The organism is Bradyrhizobium sp. CCGUVB4N, assembly GCF_024199945.1.
Lineage (GTDB): Bacteria > Pseudomonadota > Alphaproteobacteria > Rhizobiales > Xanthobacteraceae > Bradyrhizobium.
The window spans coordinates 1134587-1156242 of sequence record NZ_JANADP010000001.1 but is presented as its reverse complement, the minus strand read 5'-3'; the positions used below and the strand labels follow the sequence as shown (position 1 = coordinate 1156242).

At 62.5% G+C, this 21656-nt stretch carries 19 protein-coding genes; 8 read left to right on the top strand and 11 right to left on the bottom strand.

Translation table 11 applies throughout. From position 1 onward, the window contains the following. The first annotated feature begins 8 nt into the window (after nucleotides 1–8). The 3 genes from NLM31_RS05420 (at nucleotide 9) to NLM31_RS05410 (ending at nucleotide 3587) form a co-directional block, all read left to right on the top strand. Nucleotides 9–1571, top strand: coding sequence for an aldehyde dehydrogenase family protein (locus NLM31_RS05420; protein ID WP_254191690.1), 1563 nt, complete (start codon nucleotides 9–11; stop codon nucleotides 1569–1571). An 8-nt stretch (nucleotides 1572–1579) separates the two neighbouring features. After that, entirely contained in the window at nucleotides 1580–2836 is a 1257-nt protein-coding gene (locus NLM31_RS05415) for a pyridoxal phosphate-dependent aminotransferase (RefSeq protein WP_254128338.1), read from the top strand. Between the two features lie 79 nt (nucleotides 2837–2915). Continuing rightward, nucleotides 2916–3587: a hypothetical protein gene (locus NLM31_RS05410; protein ID WP_254128337.1), complete on the top strand. Its 672-nt coding sequence runs from the start codon at nucleotides 2916–2918 to the stop codon at nucleotides 3585–3587. Between the two features lie 185 nt (nucleotides 3588–3772). Here the strand turns inward: NLM31_RS05410 and NLM31_RS05405 are convergent, their stop codons facing one another. The 4 genes from NLM31_RS05405 to NLM31_RS05390 are packed head-to-tail and all read right to left on the bottom strand — an operon-like array spanning nucleotide 3773 to nucleotide 9156. After that, a complete protein-coding gene (locus tag NLM31_RS05405; protein ID WP_254191689.1) occupies nucleotides 3773–4447 on the bottom strand; it encodes a TetR/AcrR family transcriptional regulator in 675 nt (224 codons plus the stop codon). A 31-nt stretch (nucleotides 4448–4478) separates the two neighbouring features. Beyond that, nucleotides 4479–5327 (bottom strand): sugar phosphate isomerase/epimerase, encoded by an 849-nt coding sequence (locus NLM31_RS05400; protein WP_254128336.1) that lies wholly within the window; start codon nucleotides 5325–5327, stop codon nucleotides 4479–4481. Next, a complete protein-coding gene (locus tag NLM31_RS05395) occupies nucleotides 5324–7060 on the bottom strand; it encodes a hydantoinase B/oxoprolinase family protein (protein ID WP_254191688.1) in 1737 nt (578 codons plus the stop codon). Before NLM31_RS05395 ends, NLM31_RS05400 begins: the two co-directional genes overlap by 4 nt. An 11-nt stretch (nucleotides 7061–7071) precedes the next feature. Continuing rightward, entirely contained in the window at nucleotides 7072–9156 is a 2085-nt protein-coding gene (locus NLM31_RS05390) for a hydantoinase/oxoprolinase family protein (protein WP_254191687.1), read from the bottom strand. Between the two features lie 199 nt (nucleotides 9157–9355). Here NLM31_RS05390 and NLM31_RS05385 point away from each other — a divergent pair, with 199 nt between their 5' ends. The 5 genes from NLM31_RS05385 to NLM31_RS05365 are packed head-to-tail and all read left to right on the top strand — an operon-like array spanning nucleotide 9356 to nucleotide 14428. Next, nucleotides 9356–10336 carry an ABC transporter substrate-binding protein gene (locus NLM31_RS05385; RefSeq protein WP_254099436.1) on the top strand — a complete coding sequence of 327 codons (981 nt, stop codon included), beginning with the start codon at nucleotides 9356–9358 and terminating at the stop codon, nucleotides 10334–10336. A gap of 10 nt (nucleotides 10337–10346) precedes the next feature. Continuing rightward, entirely contained in the window at nucleotides 10347–11144 is a 798-nt protein-coding gene (locus NLM31_RS05380) for an ABC transporter ATP-binding protein (protein WP_254128333.1), read from the top strand. After that, nucleotides 11141–11932: an ABC transporter permease gene (locus tag NLM31_RS05375; RefSeq protein WP_254128332.1), complete on the top strand. Its 792-nt coding sequence runs from the start codon at nucleotides 11141–11143 to the stop codon at nucleotides 11930–11932. Before NLM31_RS05380 ends, NLM31_RS05375 begins: the two co-directional genes overlap by 4 nt. Beyond that, nucleotides 11874–13067, top strand: coding sequence for a phosphotransferase (locus NLM31_RS05370; protein ID WP_254128331.1), 1194 nt, complete (start codon nucleotides 11874–11876; stop codon nucleotides 13065–13067). The genes NLM31_RS05375 and NLM31_RS05370 overlap by 59 nt, the downstream gene beginning before the upstream one ends. A gap of 14 nt (nucleotides 13068–13081) precedes the next feature. Further along, on the top strand, nucleotides 13082–14428 hold the full coding sequence (locus tag NLM31_RS05365; protein WP_254128330.1) for an aspartate aminotransferase family protein: 1347 nt from the start codon (nucleotides 13082–13084) through the stop codon (nucleotides 14426–14428). Between the two features lie 273 nt (nucleotides 14429–14701). Here the strand turns inward: NLM31_RS05365 and NLM31_RS05360 are convergent, their stop codons facing one another. The 7 genes from NLM31_RS05360 to NLM31_RS05330 all read right to left on the bottom strand — a co-directional run bounded on the left by NLM31_RS05360 (nucleotide 14702) and on the right by NLM31_RS05330 (nucleotide 21654). Then, complete coding sequence (locus NLM31_RS05360; protein ID WP_254128329.1) at nucleotides 14702–15088, bottom strand: tautomerase family protein; 387 nt, start codon at nucleotides 15086–15088, stop codon at nucleotides 14702–14704. A 159-nt stretch (nucleotides 15089–15247) separates the two neighbouring features. After that, a complete protein-coding gene (locus tag NLM31_RS05355) occupies nucleotides 15248–16636 on the bottom strand; it encodes a PLP-dependent aminotransferase family protein (RefSeq protein WP_254191686.1) in 1389 nt (462 codons plus the stop codon). 36 nt (nucleotides 16637–16672) lie between these two features. Beyond that, the gene (locus NLM31_RS05350; protein ID WP_254128327.1) at nucleotides 16673–18106 is read right to left on the bottom strand and encodes an NAD-dependent succinate-semialdehyde dehydrogenase; all 1434 of its coding nucleotides are present in this window, start codon (nucleotides 18104–18106) and stop codon (nucleotides 16673–16675) included. 160 nt (nucleotides 18107–18266) lie between these two features. Then, nucleotides 18267–19166, bottom strand: a complete 900-nt coding sequence (locus NLM31_RS05345) for a dihydrodipicolinate synthase family protein (RefSeq protein ID WP_254128326.1) — start codon at nucleotides 19164–19166, stop codon at nucleotides 18267–18269. 6 nt (nucleotides 19167–19172) lie between these two features. Further along, complete coding sequence (locus NLM31_RS05340) at nucleotides 19173–20018, bottom strand: amino acid ABC transporter ATP-binding protein (protein ID WP_254128325.1); 846 nt, start codon at nucleotides 20016–20018, stop codon at nucleotides 19173–19175. Further along, nucleotides 20018–20671, bottom strand: a complete 654-nt coding sequence (locus tag NLM31_RS05335; RefSeq protein ID WP_254128324.1) for an amino acid ABC transporter permease — start codon at nucleotides 20669–20671, stop codon at nucleotides 20018–20020. The genes NLM31_RS05340 and NLM31_RS05335 overlap by 1 nt, the downstream gene beginning before the upstream one ends. Before the next feature lie 11 nt (nucleotides 20672–20682). Continuing rightward, entirely contained in the window at nucleotides 20683–21654 is a 972-nt protein-coding gene (locus NLM31_RS05330; protein ID WP_254128323.1) for a proline racemase family protein, read from the bottom strand. Nucleotides 21655–21656 lie beyond the last annotated feature (2 nt).

Here is a 21656-nt window from a genome sequence, read left to right as displayed (position 1 = left end):
AAATCGCCATGACCATCACGACCCAGACCCCAGCACGCGCCGTCAAATCCCTGGCGGACGAGGCAGACGCGCTCCTCGCCGCACTCGGCGTCAAGCGGAGCCGCTACACCGGCGGCAAGCTGACAGCTCGATCGCCGATAACAGGCGAGATCACGGGCCATGTGAACGAGATCGGTGCCGCCGATGCACAGGCGGCGATCGACAAGGCGCACGCGGCCTTCCTCGAATGGCGGCTTGTCCCCGCTCCGAAGCGCGGCGAACTCGTCCGCCTGCTTGGCGAGGAATTGCGCGCCAACAAGCCGGCGCTCGGCAGGCTGGTATCGATCGAGGCCGGCAAGATCGCGTCCGAGGGCCTCGGCGAGGTCCAGGAGATGATCGATATCTGCGACTTCGCGGTGGGTCTGTCGCGCCAGCTCTATGGCCTGACCATCGCGACCGAGCGCAGCGAGCACCGGATGATGGAAAGCTGGCATCCGCTCGGCGTGACCGGGATCATCTCGGCGTTCAACTTCCCGGTCGCGGTGTGGTCCTGGAATGCTGCGCTGGCGCTGATCTGCGGCAACAGCATCGTCTGGAAGCCGTCGGAGAAAACGCCGCTGACGGCGCTTGCGACCGAAGCGCTGTTCGATCGCGCGCTCGCGCGTTTCAAGGCAGAAGGCGGCACGGCGCCGGACGGGCTGTCCGCGGTTCTGTTCGGCGGCCGCGAGATTGGTGAGATCCTCGTCGATCACGCCAAGGTGCCTCTGGTGTCGGCAACCGGCTCGACTGCGATGGGGCGCGTCGTCGGGCCGCGGCTGGCCAAACGCTTTGCGCGCGCGATCCTCGAACTCGGCGGCAACAACGCCGCAATCGTCGCGCCGACGGCCGACCTCGACCTGACCTTGCGCGGCGTCGCGTTCGCCGCCATGGGCACCGCTGGTCAGCGCTGCACGACGCTGCGGCGCCTGTTCGTCCACGACAGCGTCTACGACACGTTCCTGCCGCGCCTGAAGCGCGCCTATGAGTCTGTGACGATCGGCGATCCGCTCAAGGACGGCACCCTGGTCGGTCCGCTGATCGACGGCGCGGCCTACGCATCGATGCAGAAAGCGCTGGGCGAGGCGCGCACTGCGGGCGGCACAGTGTTCGGCGGCGAGCGGGTTCGCACTGACGGCGGCGATGAGGCCTATTATGTCCGCCCGGCGCTGGTCGAGATCGCGAGCCAGGTCGGTCCCGTCGAGCACGAGACCTTCGCGCCGATTCTCTACGTCATCAAGTATCGTGACTTCGATGCGGTGCTCGACCTGCACAACGCGGTCCCACAGGGTCTGTCGTCCTCGATCTTCACCAATGATCTGCGCGAAGCCGAAGCCTTCCTGTCGGTACGCGGTTCGGATTGCGGCATCGCCAACGTCAATATCGGCCCGTCCGGCGCCGAGATCGGCGGCGCCTTCGGTGGCGAGAAGGAAACCGGCGGCGGGCGCGAGTCGGGCTCGGACGCCTGGAAGGCCTACATGCGCCGCGCGACCAATACGGTCAATTTCGGCCGGACATTGCCGCTCGCCCAGGGCGTCAAGTTCGACGTGGCGTAAGAGGACACATGAACGCCCCACTCCACAGCCCCGCGTTGTTCCGCCCCTCCCACCGCCTTTCGTCGATCGGCGTGTCGGAGATCCTGAAGATCAGCGGGCTCGCTGCGGAGATGAAACGCCAAGGCCGGGACGTTATCATTCTCGGCGCAGGCGAGCCGGATTTCGACACACCGGATACGATCAAGGAGGCAGCCGAGCGCGCGATGCGCGCCGGCGCGACCAAATATACCGCGCTCGACGGCGCACCGGAGCTTAAGGCCGCCATTCGCGCGAAGTTCAAACGCGACAACGAACTCGACTTCGCTCAGGACGAGATCACGGTGTCGGCCGGCGCCAAGCAGGTGCTCTTCAACGCCATGATGGCGACGATCAACCCCGGCGATGAGGTCATCATCCCGACCCCGTTCTGGGTGACCTACGCCGACATCGTCGCAATCGCCGGCGGCACGCCGGTGCTGGTGCCGTGCTCCGAGGCCAATGGCTTTCGTCTCTCGGCCGACGATCTCGCGCGCGCCATCACGCCTCGCACGCGTTGGGTGATGCTGAACTCGCCGTCCAATCCATCCGGCGCGGCCTATTCGGAGGCCGCCTACCGGCCGATCCTCGACGTGCTGCTCGCAAATCCGCAGGTCTGGCTGATGGTCGACGATATCTACGAGCACATCGTCTATGACGGCTTTCGCTTCGCCACGCCAGCAGCCATCGAGCCAGCGCTGCGCAGCCGGACGCTGACCATCAACGGTGTTTCGAAGGCCTATGCGATGACCGGCTGGCGCATCGGCTATGGCGCCGGACCAAGTGCCCTGATCCGGGCCATGGCCGTCGTGCAGAGCCAGTCGACCTCCTGCCCGTCGTCGGTCAGTCAGGCCGCAGCCATCGAGGCGCTGAACGGGCCGCAGAATTTTGTCCGCGACTGCTGCCGGTCGTTCCAGGAGCGGCGCGATCTTGTCGTCGGCGCGCTGAACAGGATCGACGGGATCACCTGCCGCGTGCCCGAGGGCGCTTTCTACACATTTGCAAGCTGTGCCGGCCTGATCGGCAAAATCACTCCTGACGGGCAAACGCTGGAGAACGACAGGGACTTTGTCGAGTATCTGCTGCGCGGCGCCGGCGTTGCGGTGGTGCCTGGTTCTGCTTTCGGGCTTGCTCCCTATTTCAGGATTTCCTACGCAACGTCTTTAGTTGAGCTGGAGGAAGCATGCCGGCGCATTGCGCACGCAACCGCTAGACTTTCGAAAGACTGCAAAGAAAAAAACGACGCTTAGCAAATTGCGCCTTCATTGAATGGCGCAATCACCTTGGTCGGATCTCGCAGAAGAGCCGCCGCCTCTCCTACATCCCAACATGGCGGAGATCTATCGGCAGCACGTGGCCGCGCTGTACGAAAGCCTGCAAAACGAAGACGACAAAGGGGAAGCAGCGGAGGTTCTCCGTACCCTCGTCGATCAGGTGACGCTGATGCCCGAGGCGGAGGAACTCGCGATCGTGCTGCGCGGCGACCTAGCCGCGATCCTGCGGTTTGCGGCAGGCAAAAAGAACCCCGACTTCCTTTCGGAGGCCGGGGCTCTGAACGGCTTGCTATCGCAAGCGTCGGTGGTTGCGGGGAGGCGTAACACCGATCCCTGCGGAATGGGGTCGCAAACTGGAATCGTCGGAACCGGTGGTTTCGGGTGCTCGGAACAACAGATTTCTGCAGTTGGTCGAATGCGAAGTCCCGAGGTTCGCTGCTCGATGGCTGGACTTTCCTGTGAACCGCAGCAAACGAGACAGAGCGCACCGAAAGCAGAGCCAACCACGGTTAGACTAGGCGACCGAAACGACGTTTATTGGGTGGCGAGCCAGGACATCGCGCAGAGTCTGGAACACCTCGGAGAGTGCGACAATATCTCTTGCCGCGCCAAGGCAGATGCGGGTTGCGCCAGGATCCTCCTCGCCGACCGCGGACGCGATGCGTGGGATCACAAGTATGCCACGACCTCGGGCGGTGGCAGTTCGTTTCTCGAAGCATTGTTGTGAATCGCACGCACGGCAGCCCGTGGAGAGACCTTCCGCCAGTTATATCCAGCCAGGGAGGCATTTCACCGCGCGCCAGCAGCGCTGTCGTGCATGGTTTCCAGTCTCAGCCCCGGTGTCTCGTCCGAAAACCGCCCCCAGCTTAGCCGCATTGCCTGCGACCATGACGTTGGTGGCCTCGTGTCCGTTCAGGACCCGCGCGCTAGCGACGGAGTCCAATCGCCCGGTTCGGGTTTCCGCATTAGGTAGCTGACAACCATGTCGACGAGATGGGCCTGCCGGCGCACGATATTCTCGGGCGCCCCCAGCTTTCGCTTGAAGAGGATGGATAGCGTGTGCTGGTTCGACAGATAGAAGTATCCCAGAGCGGACATAGAGATGTACAGCTCGACAGGATCGACGCCTTGGCGAAAGATTCCCTGCTGGACCCCGGCTTGCAGAATTTCGCGCAGGTTTTCCGATAGCTTGTCGTACATCGTCCGGATGATCGTTGATTTAACAATGTGCTTGGCGCGATGCAGGTTCTCGGTATTCAGGATCACGATGACGTCAGGCTCTTCGACAAAGACCCGAAAAGTGTTCTCGCACAAGCGGATCATCGCATTGAGTGGATCGAGGCCATTGACTGACACGTCGCTCTGACGCCTGCGCAAAGTCTCATAGGTCCGCTCGAGAATGCGGATGTAGAGATCCTCTTTGCTGCGAAAATAGTGGTAGAGCAGATTCTTGCTGATCTTGGCCCGCTCCACGATGGCGTCGACACGGGCGCCATCGAATCCGCGGCGTGCGAACTCGACCTGCGCTGCCGCGAGGATCTTTTCCTGCGTTCGGATCGAATCTCGGATAGCGGGTTTTTCCGCCATCTGCCCTCCATCGTTTCAACCGACAGTGCGCTCAGCACGGAGCCTTCTGTCGTTCACCGACCAGCGGCGCGCAGCGGTCGACCGCCACGGCAACTGTTTCGTCACCATCACGAAGCCACCAGTCGAACTTGGAAAACAGTTCGATCTCGAACGGCCCGTCGTAACCCATCTCGTCGAGAACCGCTCGGTAAGCCCCAAAGTCGACTACACCATCGCCGACCATGCCTCTGTCATGGTATACATCGCGCGTCGGCACAAGCCAGTCGCCCAGATGGAACGTCAGGATATTTTCCGGCCCCGCCTGGCGCAGCCCCGGCACGAATTCCGGATCCCACCAGCAGTGATAGGTGTCGGCGACGATTCCTGTTCCTTGGCCAAGCCTGCGGCAAATGTCGAGGCACTGAGCAAAGGTGTTCAGACAGGAGCGGTCTGCGGCATACATCGGGTGCAGGGGCTCGATGCCCAAAACCACACCGACCTCCAGCGCATAGGGTAAGAGCTGTTCGAGCGCACCAAGGACCCGCGACCGCGCCGCGGGCAGATCCTTTTCACCGGTCGCAAGGCTCCCGGGAACGACAACCAGGGCCGTTGCCCCGATCTCGGCGGCCGCATCGAGACGCCTGCGGTTCTCCGCGACGGCGGCATCAAAGCCGGCGCGATCCGCAATATTGACCCAGGCGCTCGTGCAAAGGCTGGGCACGAACAGACCAGCATCGCGGATCAGCCTTGCGCCCTGACGAACGCCACAGGCATCCAGGTATTCCATCCAGACACCGATGCCGGCGACGCCCTGTCGGGCATAGCCGTTCACGGCTTGCTCGAGGGTCCAGTCCCGTGTCGTGATCTGATTGATCGCGAAACGACGCAAGTCAGCCATCATGCCATCTCCGTCTGCAGGTTGCGCAGGTCGGCGGTTGCCTTTTGGTCGATGCGACCGTCCTTGATCACGACGCGGTAGTATTCGCTGGCGAATTCCGGTGTGATCTTGCCATCAAGCGCGTCGTCCAGCACCGCTTCCAGCGGGCGCTTCATCGGGTTGCCGTAGCCGCCCCCGCCCGCCTGCTCATGACGGATGACATCTCCACGCGAAACGTTACGCGTCACCTTGCTATCCAGCAGCTCGAACTTGCTGCCGTCGACGCTGAGCAAGTTGCGCGAAGCCGCTCCCTCGTTGCCGCCGAAAAGCCCGTAGGGACGATGGTGGTAACGGTCCGAGCGCAGCTGCATGACCGCGTCTTCGGCCAGAAGGCGGTACTGCCGGACCACGCCGAGCCCGCCGCGACGCTCGCCGGCGCCGCAGGAGTCCGCGCGCAGGGCATACTCCTCGATCCGGATCGGATAGGTCGATTCCATCAGCTCGACCGGCATGTTCGACATGTTCTGCGAGGGATTGGTGATCGCGTCGATGCCGTCTTTGGTGGCGCGCGCTCCCAGCGCGCCATTGATCATGTCCACCATGACGAACGGCAGCCGCGTCACCTTGTCATAGCCGCCAAGGCAGACGACCGAGTTTCCACCCTCGCCCGCCGCCGCAACACGTTCGGGAACGATCTGAGCCAGGGCGCCCAGCACCGCGTCGACGACACGATAGCCGGTCAACGCGCGTGCCGCGACAGGTGCCGGGAAGTGTGGGTTCAACAACGTACCGAGCGGTGCCGATACGTCGATCGCACGGTAGACGCCGGAGTTGTTCGGCACCTCGGCGTCGAGAACGCAGCGGATCGCCAGATAGCTCGCGGACTTCACGAACGACAGCGTCGAGTTGATCGCGCCCTTCACCTGAGGCGAACTGCCGTTGAAGTCGACATCGAGGTGGTCGCCCTTCACGGTAATCGCCACCTTGATCGAGATCGGCGCCTCATCGAACCCGTCACCGTCGATGTAGTCGGTGAACTCGTAGCGCCCGTCGGGCCAGTTTGCGATCTCGTTCCGGGTCAGACGCTCGCCATAGTCCAGGAAATCTCCCAGGAAGCGGTTGAACGCAGGTGCGCCATATTTGTCGACGATGCGCAACAATTCTCGCTCGCCCATGGCGCAGGTTGCGAGTTGCGCCTCGAGATCGCCGATCACCAGATCCGGCAGGCGAACGTTCCGCCCAATGATCTCGAAAACGATCTCGTTGCGTACGCCACGATCATAAAGCTTGAGCGGCGGAAGACGCAGGCCTTCCTGGAAAATCTCCGTCGAGTCGCTCGCATTGGAGCCGGGCACGCGGCCGCCGACGTCGCAGTGATGGCAGATCACCACCGAAAAGCCGATCTGCTCGTCGCCATGGAAGATCGGCTTGAACATGAAGATGTCCGGCAGATGCATGCCGCCCTCGTACGGATCGTTGAAGATGATCACGTCGCCGGGGTGCAGATCGCCGCCGAAGCGCTTCAGCAGCGCATCCATGGCGTCCGGGACTGCGCCCAGATGCAGCGCCACGGTCTTCGCCTGCGCGAGGATACGGCCCTTGGCATCGCACATCGTTGTCGAGTAATCGAGAACGTCGCGGACGATGGGCGAACGGGCCGTTCGCATCACCGTGTAGGCCATGTCATCGACAATGGATTCGACGGCACTTTTCAGAACAGCGAAGGTGATCGGATCGTGAGCGGAAATCTCGGCCATGGCTTCGTTCCTCAGGACAGGCGAATATGGAGGTTCAGGAAGTCGTCACGCTCGACGCTCGCCATGGGCGGCACGACGACGGTGCTGTCGTTGGCTTCCAGGATAACCGGACCGATCAGCTTGCGCGGCGAACGGGTGCGGTCGTAGATCGGCGTATCGATCCAGCCCTCGGCCTTGCCGTAGTAAACCTTGCGGCGCGAAACGGGCCCTGCCTCTTCAGATCCGACCGCCGACAGCTGGCGAAAGTCCAGACGGCCCTGGCGCAGGCCACGGCCGGTCATCCGGATGCTGACGACCTCGACGGCATCCGAGGAGACGTAGCTGTAGATCGAACGATAGGTCTCGAGGAACGCGGTTCGCACCGCCTCGGGATCGAAGGGCTCCGCGAACGGGATGGCCAGCGACATTTCCTGTCCACGGAAACGCATGTTGGCCTCGGGCAGGAGCTCCATCGCGTCCTCGGGGATGCCTTCCTCGCGCAGGTTGGCAACGGCCTGCCGGCGCAACTCGTCGGTCACGGCCGCGAAATTATCGAGATCGACCGTCTCCACGACGCCGCCGATCGGAGCCGTGAAATAGCGTTCGACGTCTCCCGACAGCATGCCCATTGCCGTGAACACACCGGGGGTCGCAGGGATCAGCAGGCTGGTCATCGACAGGAGCGAGGCGATGGCGGCGGCATGGACGGGACCGGAGCCTCCGATGGCCACCAGTGTGAAGTCACGTGGGTCGACGCCCCGCTCCACGGTCACCGCACGAATGGCGCGCGCCATGTTCGCGTTGACTACTTCGCGCACGCCATAGGCCGCCTCGCTGGCGCTGAGGCCAAGCTGGCTGCCGATCTGGTCGGCGATGGCTGCCTCGGCGGCCGCCTTCGACAACCGCCTCGCACCACCCGCGAGCTCTTCCGGCAGATAGCCCAACACCAGGTTGGAATCGGTTACGGTGGCCCTGTTGCCACCGAGGCCGTAGCAGGCCGGACCGGGATCGGCGCCGGCGGAAACGGGTCCTACCCGGATCAGTCCCGCACTGTCGAGCGCCGCGATCGATCCAGCACCGCTGCCGACTTCGGCAACGTCGACGGTCGGAACGCTCATCATGTACCCGCCGGCCTTGATGAAGCGACTGGGCGTCGAAATTCCCGCCCGGAATTCATACTCGCTGACCCGGCTCAATTCGCCCTCACGCACCAGCGACGCTGAAGCCGTGGTGCCTCCCATATCGAAGATGACGAGGTTTTTCTGGGCCAATGCCTCGCCCAGACGCGCCCCGCCGACGGCTCCCGCGGCGCGGCCCGAGGAAATGAAGAACACCGGCTTCGCACAGGCCGTCTCGGCCGAGGCGAGCGCGCCGTTCGAGTTGCTGACCAATAGCGGTGCATCGATGCCGAGGCTTTTGATGCCGGCCTGCAGGCGCTCGAGATAGGCGGCCAGCACGGGACCGACATAGGCATTCACAACCGTTGTGCTGGTCCGCTCGTATTCCTTCGCCTCCGGCAGCACCGAGACCGACGTCGTGATCTGGACGGCAGGAAAGCGCTTGCGGATCAGCGCCTCAGCGCGCTGCTCGTGGGCGGGATTGCGATAGCTGTTGAGCAGGCAGATCGCGATGGATTCGATGCCCGCCTCGACCAGCATGGCAGCCGCGGCAATGACGCCGGCCTCGTCGAGCGGCTCGATGACGCTGCCGTCGGCAGCGATCCGCTCCCTGACCTCGAGGCGGTAGCGGCGCGGGATGAGCGGCAGCGGCTTGTCCCACTGCAGGTCGAACATGTTGGGCGTGCGCAGCCGCCCGATCTCCAGCACGTCGCGGAAGCCGGCGGTCGTGATCAGGCCGGCCCTGGCGCCCACCTTCTGAAGCAGCGTGTTCGATCCGACGGTCGTGCCATGCACGATCTCACGGACGTCGCCGACGGATATCCGCGCGTCCGACACGAGATGCGAGATGCCGGTGATGACGGCCTCCTCGGGCGCGCCGGGCGTCGAGGGAACCTTGGCGTGATGTAGGCGACCATCGCCCTCGATCATCACCAGATCCGTGAACGTCCCCCCAATGTCGACACCGATCCGCGCGGTCCTGATCGCCGAAGTCGCCATGCAAGCCATCCTTGTTGAACTAATCGGTTAGTTCTGTATCACGTCACGAACAGAGCCGGCAACGTAATTTTTTGGCATTGTATGCCTGAAATTCAGACTTTTCGATCTCGGCTCTTGCTTGTTATCTAACTAATAGTACTATTCGCCAATGAACCAATAAGGGCGGATGGCCAACACAGCCCACTTCTGGAGAGGACAAATGAGAAATATGCGACTTCTGTCATCGGCCGCTTTTGCGATGCTTTTGGCCCTTGCCGGGCCCGCCCTTGCAAACGAGAAGCTGACGGTGCGGCTAGACTTCTCGCCCTGGGGCAGTCACGCAGCGATGCACCTCGCACAACAAAAGAGCTGGTTTAAAGAGGCCGGACTTGATGTCGATGTGCAGGACGGCCGGGGCTCCGCTAACACCCTGCAGCTCGTGAACGCGGGCCAAGCAGATGTCGGACAAATTCAGCTCGGCCTCGTGCCCGCGGCCCGCCACGGCGGCGCCAAGGTCAGGGCGATCGCGGGGTTCGACAGGCGCACGGACCTGTGTGTGCTCGTCGACAAGGACGCGCCGATCCGGAAGATCGAAGACCTCAAGGGCAAGAAGCTTGTCGTTTTCGCCGCCAGCCCATGGGCGCCCTATATCGACACGTTCCTCGCCGCCGGAGGGCTCGACCGCAACAACACGACGATCGAATTCGTCGATGCCGCGGCGCTGTGGGGCACCTACACGTCGCGACGCGCCGACGGGCTGATGTCGACTGTCGCTTCCGCCCTGCCGCTCGCGCAGGCGACCCGGCCGTCAAAATGCCTGACCTCCGACATAGCGGACCTCTATTTCCCGAGCTACGGGCTCATCGCCTCCGACGCAACGATCCAGAAGCGCGGCGACACGCTGAAGAAGCTGATCGAGGTCGAACAGCGCGCATGGGCCGAGATCGCCAAGGATCCCGACCTCGGCGTCAAAGCCATGCTCGCCGAGCGTCCAGACGCAATGCTGAAGCCCGACGTCCTGCGCGAGCAGATCAAGCTGACCCTCGAATACTTCAACACGCCAGCGACCGAAGGAAAGCCGATTGGCTGGCAGGCGACCGAGGACTGGAACGCCGCGCTGAAGGGCATGGAGCGCGCCGGCGTCGTGCCCGCGGGCTGGAAGGCCAGCGACTATTTCACCAACGATCTGGTCCCGCGCTGACGAGGTCGCCATGAACATGATAGCCAACAGGATCGCCGGTAACTATCTGCAGGTCAGAGGCGCGGGGAAAACCTACCCCTCCAAGCATGGCCCGGTCGTTGCGCTCAGCGACATCAACCTGGATGTGCGCCTCGGCCAGTTCAACAGCATCGTTGGTCCGAGCGGCTGCGGCAAGAGCACGTTGCTCAAATGCATCGCCGGACTGGAGAGCATCACCTCCGGCAGCATCAATGTGTCGGGCAAGCCTCTGATCGGTCCGCCGGATCGCATGGGCGTGGTGTTCCAACGTGACGTGCTTCTGGATTGGCGCACCATTCTGGACAACGTGCTGCTGCAGGCTGAATTTCTTGGCCACCCGCGCGAGCAGTACCGCGACCGCGCCCTGCAGCTCCTGGAGCGCTTTGGCCTCAAGGGCTACGAGAAGCGACATCCGTGGGAGCTGTCGGGCGGCATGCGTCAACGCGCCTCGATCTGCCGCGCCCTGCTATGCGACCCCGACCTGCTCCTGATGGACGAGCCCTTTGGCGCGCTGGACGCGATGACCCGCGACGATCTCAATGTCGAGCTCGCGCGCATCTGGCAGGGCACCAACAAGACCGTCATTTTCATCACGCATTCCATCTCGGAGGCCGTGTTTCTCGCCGACCGGGTGGTGATGATGTCGCGCGGACCGGGCCGCATCGTCGACATGTTCGATGTCGATCTACCCCGCCCCCGCCCGCTCTCCGTGCGCGAGACCGATGCATTCGGTGTTTATGCCCAGCGTATTCGCCACCACTTCGCCGAACTGGGAGTGCTTCACGAATGACAAGCAGTTTCATCGCAAAATTCATGCGCGACAGTCGATCACTGGACATCGTCCTCGTCCTGATCGGCTCGATCCTGCTCTGGGAGGCGGTCGTGCGCATCTTCAATCCGCCCGCCATCATCCTGCCCGCGCCCTCCGCGATCTGGGCGGCGTTCTTGCAAAGTCCATGGATATTTATCCGTAATATGCTCTACACCCTGTCGACGACAGCCATCGCCTTCGCGATCTCCGTCGGATTGGGCGTGATTCTTGCAGTCGGCATCGTCCAGTCGCGATTTCTCGAGCGCACGGTCTATACGCTGCTAATCGCTGTGAACTCGGTGCCTAAGGTGGCGCTGGCACCACTGTTCGTCATTTGGCTGGGGACCGGTGTCTCGTCGCAACTGGCGGTGGCGGTGATGCTGGCGATCTTCCCGATTGTCATCAATACCGTGCTGGGCTTGCGCTCCGTCGACCCGGATATGCTGAATCTCGCCAAAGCAACCCGGGCCTCAAAGTTCGACATTATCTATAAGATACGAATACCCAACGCCCTGCCTTCACTGTTCTCGGGTATGAAGGTTGGCATTTCCTTCGCGCTGGTCGGAGCGATTGTCGGCGAGTTCGTGGCCGGTGGGCGAGGCTTGGGATTCCTGGTGCTGACAGCCCAGGGTCAGTTCGACACAACGCGCGTCTTCGTCTCCCTGGTGCTGCTCGGCGTGATGGGCACCATCCTGTTCTACGCCGTCGATGTCATGGAGCGCATCGCCCTGCCCTGGCATACGTCGCAGCGCCAGCCGACAACCTGATCACGGAACGGGAGGGACGCATGCATCCCTCCCTCGTACCCGCCATCGAAAGCGATCCACGATGTCCTCTCCCAATCTGCTGACCGCTGGAGGGTTGGCCACACCGTTCAAGTCGATTGCCGTCGACGAAGCGCTTGGTATTCTCAACGTCCACTTCGGTATCACCGGCACGCTCGATCGCTTGGCAACCGAAAAGGACGATACCTTCCGTCTGGCAACGCCCGCGGGAGAGCGCTTCATCGTGAAGTTCTCCAACCCGGATGAGGACCCGAATGAGTTGGCGCTTCAGTCGGACTTGCTCGATCACCTGGCAAGACACGACGGCGGCCTTCCGACGCCCCGCGTGGTGCGCGATCGCGATGGTGCGACCTTCTTCACGCACATCGATCGCCATGGCCAGCCACGTCTGGTGCGCATGCTGACGTATCTGGAGGGCATTCCGCTCGACCGCGTCGACGAAACGGCCGCCGATCGCGCCCGGGTCGGCGCGGTGCTTGCGAAGCTGCGTCTGGCCATGGCCGACTTCAGTCATCCATACGACGGGCGCGAGATTGCCTGGGACGTCCAGCATCTGCCGAAGCTCGCCTATCTTCTGGGCGGCATTCGCGATCCCGAGCAGCGTAGGATGCTGGAACGCGGTCTCCAACGCTTTCACGAGATCGAGGACCTACTCAAGCGGTGCCGCCGTCAGGTCCTGCATAACGATTTCAGCCGCTCGAACATCGTCGCCGATCGCGCCAATGCCAATTTCGTCACGGGCGTGATCGATTTCGGCGACGCCGTGCGAACCTATATCGCCGTCGACGTCTCGACTGCGTTGTTGAACCAGCTCGACGCTGAAGGCGACGACGCGATGTTCGATGCCGGACGCGACCTTCTGGCAGGCTATCTGTCTGTCGCTGGCCTGACAAGCACCGAGCTGGAAGTCCTGCCACACCTCGTCATGGCTCGCGTAATCGCGCGCGCGCTGATCACCACATGGCGCGCTGAACAATTCCCAGACAATGCCCGCTACATCATGCGCAACACCCACCAGGGCTGGAAGCAGCTGCACTACTTCCTCGAGCGGTCGCGCGACCACATCAGCGAGACATTCGCTGGCGCACCCCAAAGCATCCGCCTGGAAAGCATCTGAAAGGAAGCACGATCATGAATGCGCCCACCAAGCCCAAGGTCAATGTCGGGATGGTCAACGGCTTCGACCCCAACAACATGGACGGTCTTGACGCCGCACTTCAGGACAAGATCCGCCAGCGCCGCGAGCTGCTGGGACCGGCCTACCGGCTGATGTACGCCGAGCCCGTCCAGATCAGCCGCGGCCTCGGTACGAAGATGTGGGATGCGCAGGGCAACGAATACCTCGACGCTTACAACAACGTCGTCTCGGTCGGCCACTGCAACCCGCGCGTCGTCGAAGCGGTCCATCGTCAGATGCAGACGCTCTGTACCCATACGCGCTACGTGCAGGACGGTATCCTCGAATTTGCCGCCGAGATCATTCCGACGTTCGGCGCGCCGATCGAACACATCATGTTCACCTGCACCGGCTCGGAGGCCAACGATCTGGCGTTGCGCATCGCCATGCACCAGACCGGCCGCAAGGGCATCATCATCACGTCCGAGGCCTACACGGGGAATTCGTTCCTAACAGCAGGGCTGTCCCCGTCGCTTGGCAAGAACTCCCCGTTGGGGACCTGGGTCCGCAGGATCCCTGCGCCCGATTCCTACCGCCTGCCCGCGGGCCAAGTTGCCGAGCTTCTCGTTCGCCAGGTCGCACACGAGATCACGGAGCTTGAACGGCGGGGTGAAGGGATCGCCGCCTTCATCGCGGACTCGCTCTTCTCATCCGACGGGATCTACGCCAATCCCACGAATATCCTGCGGCCGATCACCGAGCTCGTGCACAAGGCCGGCGGCGTCGTCATCGCCGACGAAGTGCAGGCCGGCTTCGGTCGCTCGGGCGACAAGCTGTGGGGCTTCCAGCGCCATGGCCAGACGCCGGATATCGTCACCATGGGCAAGCCGATGGGCAATGGCTTCCCCGTCGCGGCCGTGGCGGTCCACGGAGAGGTCATCGAGCGCTTCGGCAACGAAATGCGTTATTTCAATACGTTTGGCGGCAATAGCGTGGCCATCGCGGCGGCAAGGGCAACGTTTGATGTCATCCGTGAGGATAATCTGCAGCACAATGCCGCGCGCATCGGCGCCATGATTCAGAAGGGTCTCCGGGAGATCGCGGCCAACGATGAGCGCATCGGGGACGTCCGCGGCGCTGGACTTTATGTCGCGGCGGAGTTCGTGAAGGATCGAGGCACGAAGGAGCCCGACTCGGTGACCGCGCTCGCCGTGGTCGATGGGCTGCGCAAACGTCGCGTCCTGATCTCGGCGACCGGCTATTATGCGAACTGCTTAAAAATTCGCCCTCCTCTCGTCTTTTCGGAGAGCGACGTCGATCGCTTGTTGACCGAAATGCGCGCCGTTTTGAGGAGCATCTGACCTACTCTCAAAGAGCGGCGCAATCGAGCCGCTAGACTAGCGAAGCTTTGCGAAAGGAGCTTCTTCGCATCCACGTTGATACGCGAGGGCCAGCACGCAGACCGCCGCGCCCGTGGGAAGCCGGGGCTTTGGGCGCCTAGCTTTCGCAACAATCATTGGTTGCGGAGACACGCAACACCCGATTGTTGCGATTGGTAGAACAGCAGATTCCCAGGCTAGCCGCCTGGACGTCCCTTATCTTCACGTCCCCAAGTCGCTGAGTTGCCGGTTCGACTAGACGTCAACTTTGAAGCCCAGATCAATTTCCGATGCAGGGTAGCCACCTCTGAGTCCCCAATTCTCCGCTGGCACTTCAAGCAAGATGATCTTGATCTCTGTCGCTGGCACCCCGAGCGCGGATAGGTTTGTGACTAGAGCCTTGTAGAGTGCATGCTTTGCTTCAAGCGATCGGCCCGAGAACATCACGACTTCGACACGCGTGTAGTGGTCCGATCGGCCGGTGGGAATGATCCGGACGTTCGCATCGTAGATGTCGAGGACTACATCGCGATCGTAGTCAGGTATCTTCAGCGCGGAGAGCAGCGCCGATTGGACCGTTTCGATAACCTTTTGCTCGCTGCCACGAGCCCACCTGCCCGTCGTGATCCGTGTACTCGGCATCTATGGATTTCCTCAAGAGGCTTGCCATCATGGGGTCGAGAACGGCTTTCGTGCCATCGTCGATCGTTGCCCTTTCCAACGAAGCTGGCTCGTATTCGCTCCGTTTGACCACATTGCGGTGACCGGGCCGGAATGGACCGAAAGCTGAGCGAGCGATGGCTAGGCCACAGAAACCACGTTTATTGGATGGCGAGCCAGGATATCGCGCAGAGTCTGAAGCACATCAGAAAGTGTGACGATATCTTGAGGCGCGCCAAGGCAGATGCGGGTTGCGCCTGGATCCCCTTCGCCTACCGCCGATGCTATGCGTGGGGTCACGAGTATGCCACGACCTCGGGCGGCGGCCGCAAATTGATCTGCAGACCACCCTTTCGGCAATGGCAACCAACCGTAGAAGGCCGGGGACTGAAGCTTGGCGGCCTTGGGAAAGACGTCCTGGAACACCCTGTAACGCTCAAGCGCCTGCAGGCGTCGCTCACGCAGAAGGTCTTCCAGTTTGCCGCTCTCGATTAATCGCACGACTACCTCGCTTAGCATCGGAGCCACAAACCAGGCGGAGGCATGCAGGAGGAGCTCGGTTTGAGCAATGTAGTCTGTCGGTACCGACAACGTGCCGAGTCGGAAGGCTGGCGCAAGGCATTTGGAGTAGGACGTGGTGTAGAAGGTGCGGCTTGGCGCCAACGAGGCGATTGGCGCCGGACGCTCGGAGAAGAAGAAGCTGTAAACGTCATCCTCTACGACTGCGAGATCGAGTTCCTCGGCGAGTTCAGCTATGCGCCGCCGGCGGGGAAGGCTCATGGTACGGGCCGTTGGGCTCTGCAAGGTCGGCATACAATAGAGCACCCGCGCCCCGGACGCACGACACGCCTGTCTTAGCGCTTCCGGATTTATTCCCTCGTCGTCCATCTCCACGGGCACCAAGTTTAGATGGCTGGCAGCGGCGATGGCTTTGAAGCCGGAATAGGTAAAGGTATCGACTAAGATGCTGTCGCCGGGCTTTGCCACCAGGCGCAGGGCGATGTCTAAGGCGTGCTGGGCACCGTTGCAAAGGAACAGCCTTGCCGGTTCGACGGTGAAGCTGTCGTCGGACAGCGAAGCAGCGATGATTTCGCGGTGCTTCCAGATGCCGCCATGGGGGTGGTAGCGCAGCAACGGCTTAAGATCAGGCTCGCGCACCACCTCGCTGAACATCGCGGACAGGATTTGCGTTTCGCCTGCCTCGACGGGTACGTTCAACGCCAAATTGACCGGCTCACGTCTTGCCGTCGGCTCGGCTCGGGCGGCGGAACGGCGCCGGACGAAGGTGCCCTGCCCGACATGGCCGCTGACAATACCGCGCTGTTCGGCCTCCTGATAGGCTTTGCTCACGGTCCCGACGGACAGACTAAGCTCCCGTGCCAGGTCGCGGTGAGGCGGCAGGCGATCGCCGTCCGATAGCCGGCCATCGGCAATGTCCTGCTCTAGAGCGTTGACCAAGGCGAGGTAGCGCGGCCCCTCGGGCGCGAGTTGCCGAGGTCTCCAGCCCGAAATTGGTCCATCCAGGCTCATGTCCCGCGCTCCTTTTCCTTTCGGGCTCATCGCCTGCTAGACATGAAGATGGCCGACATACTTTCTGACAGTGTAGGACTCCAGACCCTCGATGCCGCCTTCGCGGCCCCAGCCACTGTCGCCGATTCCACCGAACGGCGTTTCGGGTATCGTCACCACCATCTGATTGATGCCGATGACGCCGACCTCCATCTCCTCCGCGATCCGGTTGGCCGTTGCGGCAGAGCGGGTGAAGGCATATCCGGCCAGACCGTAAGGCAATGCATTCGCCCGGGCGATGGCCTGTTCTAGGTCATCAACAGGTTGTACCAGCGCAAGGGGGCCGAACGGCTCCTCTCTCATAGCCCTCGCACGGTCGGGCATATCCGCCAGGATCGTGGGCCGATACATCAGACCTGTCCCTTTCAGTCGTTCACCTCCGACCACAAGGCGCGCCGAATGGGACAAGGCGTCGGAGATCAGGTCGTCCATCGCTGCGACGCGGCGTGTGTTGGCGACGGGACCCACTGTGGTGCCCGCTTGCAGGCCGTCGCCCACCACCTGCTTCTCGACGTAGGCACGCGCGTGTTCGAGGTACTCTTCGTAAACCGGCTGCTCCACGAAAAAGCGTGTCGGCGAAGTGCAGACCTGGCCAGTGTTGCGCAGCTTGATGGCCATGGAGAGCTCCGCGGCGCGCTGCACGTCGGCGTCTTTTGCGACGATCACCGGTGCATGGCCGCCCAGCTCCATGGTGGCGAGGGTCAGGGTCTCTCCAGCGAGCCGAGCGAGGTGTCGTCCCACTGGTGTTGATCCCGTGAACGAGATTTTGCGGATGATGGGGGAGCGCAGCAAATATTCGGAGACTTTCGCTGGTACGCCGAAGACGACGTTCAGCACGCCTTTGGGTAGCCCTGCGTCGGTGAGCGCCCGCGCTATTTCCAGCGTCGTACCCGGCGTTTCCTCAGCCGGCTTAATGATGCAAGTACATCCGACGGCAAGAGCGGGGGCGATCTTGCGCGCAGGTGTGACTGCCGGGAAATTCCAGGGCGTGAAGCAAGCCACGGGCCCTACCGGCTCCTGCGTGACCGTCTGGCGCATATCGGGCAGGCGCGCCGGGATGACACGCCCATAGCTGCGCCGCCCCTCTTCCGCGAACCAGTCGAAGAACTCCGCCGCGGCGGCGATCTCACCCTTTGCTTCCGCGAGGGTCTTACCTTCCTCCAGGGTCAGTACCGTCGCGATGTGGTCCAGACGCTCGCGCATCAGGCCAGCCGCGCGGCGCAAAATCTGCCCACGCTCATAAGGCGAGGTGCGCTTCCAGCTCTCGAAGGCCCGGCTTGCCGCTGCAAGTGCGCGGTCGAGTTCTGCCGTTCCGGCGTGCGGCAGCTTGCCGAGAGGCTGCTCCGTGGCCGGATTGAGAACGGTTTCGCTTCCAGCATTGGTTTCCTCGATCCATTCGCCATCAATGAGGAGTGCCAGTTTCGTGTACATATTCTATTCCTTAGACGGATATGATGCTCTCAGACGCGAGTGGATGGGAGCCCGATTGGATCGAGTTCCTGTGTCGATGCGGCTCGATGCGAACCGTTGTTGCTCGCGCAGTTGGTAGGGGCCGCCACCAATTTTGATGCGGATTACTGATTGCCTCCCCTTAAGCCTTCCCCCAGCGAGCAAGACCGGCTTCGGCGATGATCTTCGCAATGGCCGCCTTCTGTTCGTCGGCCAGCGGCAGCAGCGGCAGGCGCGGGCCACCCGCGCCCCGACCAAGCTGGCTCATGGTCTCCTTGATGGCCGCGTAATAGGATCCGGACTGGAAGCAACGATAGAAGGCGAAGACGTCGCGGCCGAGCTCATCCAATGCCTTGTCGCCACTCAGGGCCTTGTCCCAGTAGTCGCGGATCAAAGGCCCGGCGATTTGATGCGCCATAGCGACCACTCCGTGAGCACCAACGGCGCGAGCCGGCACGATCATTGTCTCGTAACCGACGAAGACACGAAGTCTGCTCCCCACGCGCTGCACGAGCTCTGTCACCTGAGTGATCACGCCGGAGCTATCCTTGATAGCGACGACGGTCGGCAGCGCCGAGAGCTGCTCCACGAGGGCCGGAGTTATGTCGATGCCGGCGCGACGCGGGCTGTTGTAGAGCATCAGGGGCAGCGACGTGTTCCGAGAGATGTGCTCGAAGAAGGCCACGATCTCGCGCGGGCTCGGCATGGCGTAGATCGGCGGCAGGATCATGCCGCCCGCGCAGCCCGCCGCCACGGCCGACTGGCACGCTTCCAGCACATCCTCGACACGCAAGTCGGCGACCCCCGCCAGGACGGGAACGCGGCCGCCCACGTGGTCGACGGTCAACTTGTAGAGGCGCGCGCGCTCGGTCTTGGTAAGCGCATAGAATTCTCCGGTGCTGCCGGCCGCTACGACGCCCTGCGCGCCGTTGGCGATCGCGTCGTCGATGAGTGCCTTGTATCGGGCCTCGTTGATGGAGCCGTCGGCGCCGAAGGGAGTGACGAGCACGGGGAAGATGCCGCCCCAGTTCACATTGGTCATGATCTACTATCCTTTGTTGGAAGATGCGGTTGAAGGTGCAGCCGCCGGCGAAGTGAGGGGGCCGAGAAGACGGGCCTGTTCGGTAAACCGTCCGACGAAGGCCGCGAGCCTCGGATTTTCGCTCGACAGCAGGAGTTCGCGTGGAGCTCCGCTAGCTGCGACGACTCCTTGGTCCATGAAAACCACCCGATCGGCCAGCTCATAGGCGAAGCCGATCTCGTGGGTGACGATGACCATGGTCATTCCTTCGGCAGCGAGCTGGCGGATAGCGGCGAGCACTTCGCCCACCAGTTCCGGATCCAGCGCCGAGGTCGGCTCGTCGAAAAGCATGATGGTGGGCTGCATGGCGAGCGCCCTGGCTATCGCGATGCGCTGCTGCTGGCCGCCCGACAATTGCGAAGGGTATTTGTGCCCGGCGTCCGGAAGACCCATGCGCGCGAGGAGCTCGCGTGCTCGAGCCTCGGCTTCGGCGCGCGGCACTTTCTTCACCACCAACGGAGCTTCGATAATATTCTCCAGAGCGGTGCGGTGGGGGAACAGGTTGAAGCTCTGGAACACCATGCCGGTCTTGGTGCGCACGGCACTGACCTGTCTGCCGGAGAGCTTCAGCCGCTCATCACCGGTGCTGCGGAACAGAGGCGCCCCCTCGATGAGGATCTCGCCCTGGTCCGGCTCCATCAAAAGGTTCATGCAGCGCAGCAGCGAGGTCTTGCCCGAGCCGCTCGCACCGATCAGGCAGACCACCTCTCCGCGATGCACGTCGAGATCGACGCCACGAAGTACATGATTCTTCCCGTAGGACTTCTCGATGCCGCGTACGCTCAGTACGACTTCGGTGGATGTTACCGTCATTACGCGGCCTCCTTGCGTTCGAATCGGCGAGAAAGAGCGCTGAGGGGGAACAGCAAGAGGATGAAGACGGCACCGATGACGGTGTAGACCTCCATCGGCCGGTAGGTGAAACTGGCGATGTAGCCCGCCTGATAGAGCAGATCGGGGATGGTCAGCACCGAAAGAAGCGTCGTGTTCTTGAGCTGCATGATGGTCTGGCCCATCAGCGGCGGCACCATGCGGCGGAGTGCCTGCGGCAGGATGATGCGCTTCATGCGCTGCACGTACCCCATGCCCAACGCGATGGCAGCGTCGGTCTGGCCACGGTCGATCGATTGGACGCCGGCGCGCAGAATCTCGGCATAGAAGCCGCTGGCGTAGAACCCGAGACCCAGAACACCGGCCGTTTCCTTACCGATCTGGATCTGAAGGAAGATTGGCAGCGCGTAATAGGTCCACATCAGCAACACCAGCAGCGGGATGTTGCGGAAGAACTCGACCCAGACTCGGCCGGTCCATCGCACCAGTGGCCATGGAGAGAGCTGAAGCAGCGCCACGAGGAGGCCAATCGCGAGTCCGATGGCGCAGGTGTAGATCGTGTATTTCAGAGTGACGAGCAGGCCGTAGGCAAGGATGTCCCAGTTCGCAAAGACGATGGACGGATCGAATTTCATGGCGCTCTCCGTCAGTTCGGAAGGAAGCCGGAAGGCAGCGGATCGTCTGTTTCCAGAACGAGAGTGGAAAATGCGGTGACATGAGCCATGCCGCGCACCTCCGGAATAACAGCGGGCTTGCCGTCATTGGCCTTAGCCAGGCCCGCGACTTTGGCTTCGAAGGGCACGCCCAGAATGTTCTCGGCCCGGTATGCGGCGCCTACCGCCAACTGCCCGCGGGCGTGGAGTTGGGCTAACCGGGCGGAGGTACCGGTGCCACAGGGCGAACGGTCGAACTTGTTGCTGGCCAAAATGACCAGATGTCGGGCGCCGCCCTCGATGGAGCGATAGAACAGCACGCTGCCGACCTGCGGCGCTCCGCTGCGGGCGTTTAGCGCCTGCTTGATCGTCATGCCTGCGCGGCACCAGCGGCTGGCATGGTCGATGTCGAAGGGAAGATCGACTTGGTCAGCGTCGACTAGCGCATATGTGATCCCGCTATAAGCAATGTCGCAGGTCACTGTGCCGAGACCTTCGACCTCCGAGACGATGCCGGAGGCGAGAACGAAGGAGGGCACGTTGCGTAACAGGACAGACGTTAGCCGCCCGGCTTCGAACGTGCCTGTCACATGGACGATGCCCGCCGGGGTCTCGATGGACATACCATTTTGCTCAAAGCCCTGCGGAAGGGCTCCCATAGCAGCGAGACTGGCGATGTAACCGATCGTGGCATGGCCGCACATGTCAGCGTAGACATAGGAGAAGATGAAGAACAGCCCCTGGTCCGCCTCGCGCGAGGGCACGGGCACGGCCGCCGCCATGGCGGCATGCCCGCGCGGTTCATGCAGCAGTAGCGTTCTCAAGCCGTCATGGTTGTTGCGAAAATCATCCCGCTGCTCGCGCACGCTCTGCCCGCGCAGCGGAGGGATCCCCGACATGACCGTTCGGGTGGGATGCCCTGCGGTGTGGCTGTCGATAACCGTGAAGAGACGGCTCGTACGCATGG

What these genes read in the sequence shown, in the direction of transcription:
- NLM31_RS05420 (WP_254191690.1), top strand. Translation starts at nt 9, where the DNA reads ATGACCATCACGACCCAGACCCCAGCACGCGCCGTCAAATCCCTGGCG.
- NLM31_RS05415 (WP_254128338.1), top strand. Translation starts at nt 1,580, where the DNA reads ATGAACGCCCCACTCCACAGCCCCGCGTTGTTCCGCCCCTCCCACCGC.
- NLM31_RS05410 (WP_254128337.1), top strand. Translation starts at nt 2,916, where the DNA reads ATGGCGGAGATCTATCGGCAGCACGTGGCCGCGCTGTACGAAAGCCTG.
- NLM31_RS05405 (WP_254191689.1), bottom strand. Translation starts at nt 4,447, where the DNA reads ATGGCGGAAAAACCCGCTATCCGAGATTCGATCCGAACGCAGGAAAAG.
- NLM31_RS05400 (WP_254128336.1), bottom strand. Translation starts at nt 5,327, where the DNA reads ATGATGGCTGACTTGCGTCGTTTCGCGATCAATCAGATCACGACACGG.
- NLM31_RS05395 (WP_254191688.1), bottom strand. Translation starts at nt 7,060, where the DNA reads ATGGCCGAGATTTCCGCTCACGATCCGATCACCTTCGCTGTTCTGAAA.
- NLM31_RS05390 (WP_254191687.1), bottom strand. Translation starts at nt 9,156, where the DNA reads ATGGCGACTTCGGCGATCAGGACCGCGCGGATCGGTGTCGACATTGGG.
- NLM31_RS05385 (WP_254099436.1), top strand. Translation starts at nt 9,356, where the DNA reads ATGAGAAATATGCGACTTCTGTCATCGGCCGCTTTTGCGATGCTTTTG.
- NLM31_RS05380 (WP_254128333.1), top strand. Translation starts at nt 10,347, where the DNA reads ATGAACATGATAGCCAACAGGATCGCCGGTAACTATCTGCAGGTCAGA.
- NLM31_RS05375 (WP_254128332.1), top strand. Translation starts at nt 11,141, where the DNA reads ATGACAAGCAGTTTCATCGCAAAATTCATGCGCGACAGTCGATCACTG.
- NLM31_RS05370 (WP_254128331.1), top strand. Translation starts at nt 11,874, where the DNA reads ATGTCATGGAGCGCATCGCCCTGCCCTGGCATACGTCGCAGCGCCAGC.
- NLM31_RS05365 (WP_254128330.1), top strand. Translation starts at nt 13,082, where the DNA reads ATGAATGCGCCCACCAAGCCCAAGGTCAATGTCGGGATGGTCAACGGC.
- NLM31_RS05360 (WP_254128329.1), bottom strand. Translation starts at nt 15,088, where the DNA reads ATGCCGAGTACACGGATCACGACGGGCAGGTGGGCTCGTGGCAGCGAG.
- NLM31_RS05355 (WP_254191686.1), bottom strand. Translation starts at nt 16,636, where the DNA reads ATGAGCCTGGATGGACCAATTTCGGGCTGGAGACCTCGGCAACTCGCG.
- NLM31_RS05350 (WP_254128327.1), bottom strand. Translation starts at nt 18,106, where the DNA reads ATGTACACGAAACTGGCACTCCTCATTGATGGCGAATGGATCGAGGAA.
- NLM31_RS05345 (WP_254128326.1), bottom strand. Translation starts at nt 19,166, where the DNA reads ATGACCAATGTGAACTGGGGCGGCATCTTCCCCGTGCTCGTCACTCCC.
- NLM31_RS05340 (WP_254128325.1), bottom strand. Translation starts at nt 20,018, where the DNA reads ATGACGGTAACATCCACCGAAGTCGTACTGAGCGTACGCGGCATCGAG.
- NLM31_RS05335 (WP_254128324.1), bottom strand. Translation starts at nt 20,671, where the DNA reads ATGAAATTCGATCCGTCCATCGTCTTTGCGAACTGGGACATCCTTGCC.
- NLM31_RS05330 (WP_254128323.1), bottom strand. Translation starts at nt 21,654, where the DNA reads ATGCGTACGAGCCGTCTCTTCACGGTTATCGACAGCCACACCGCAGGG.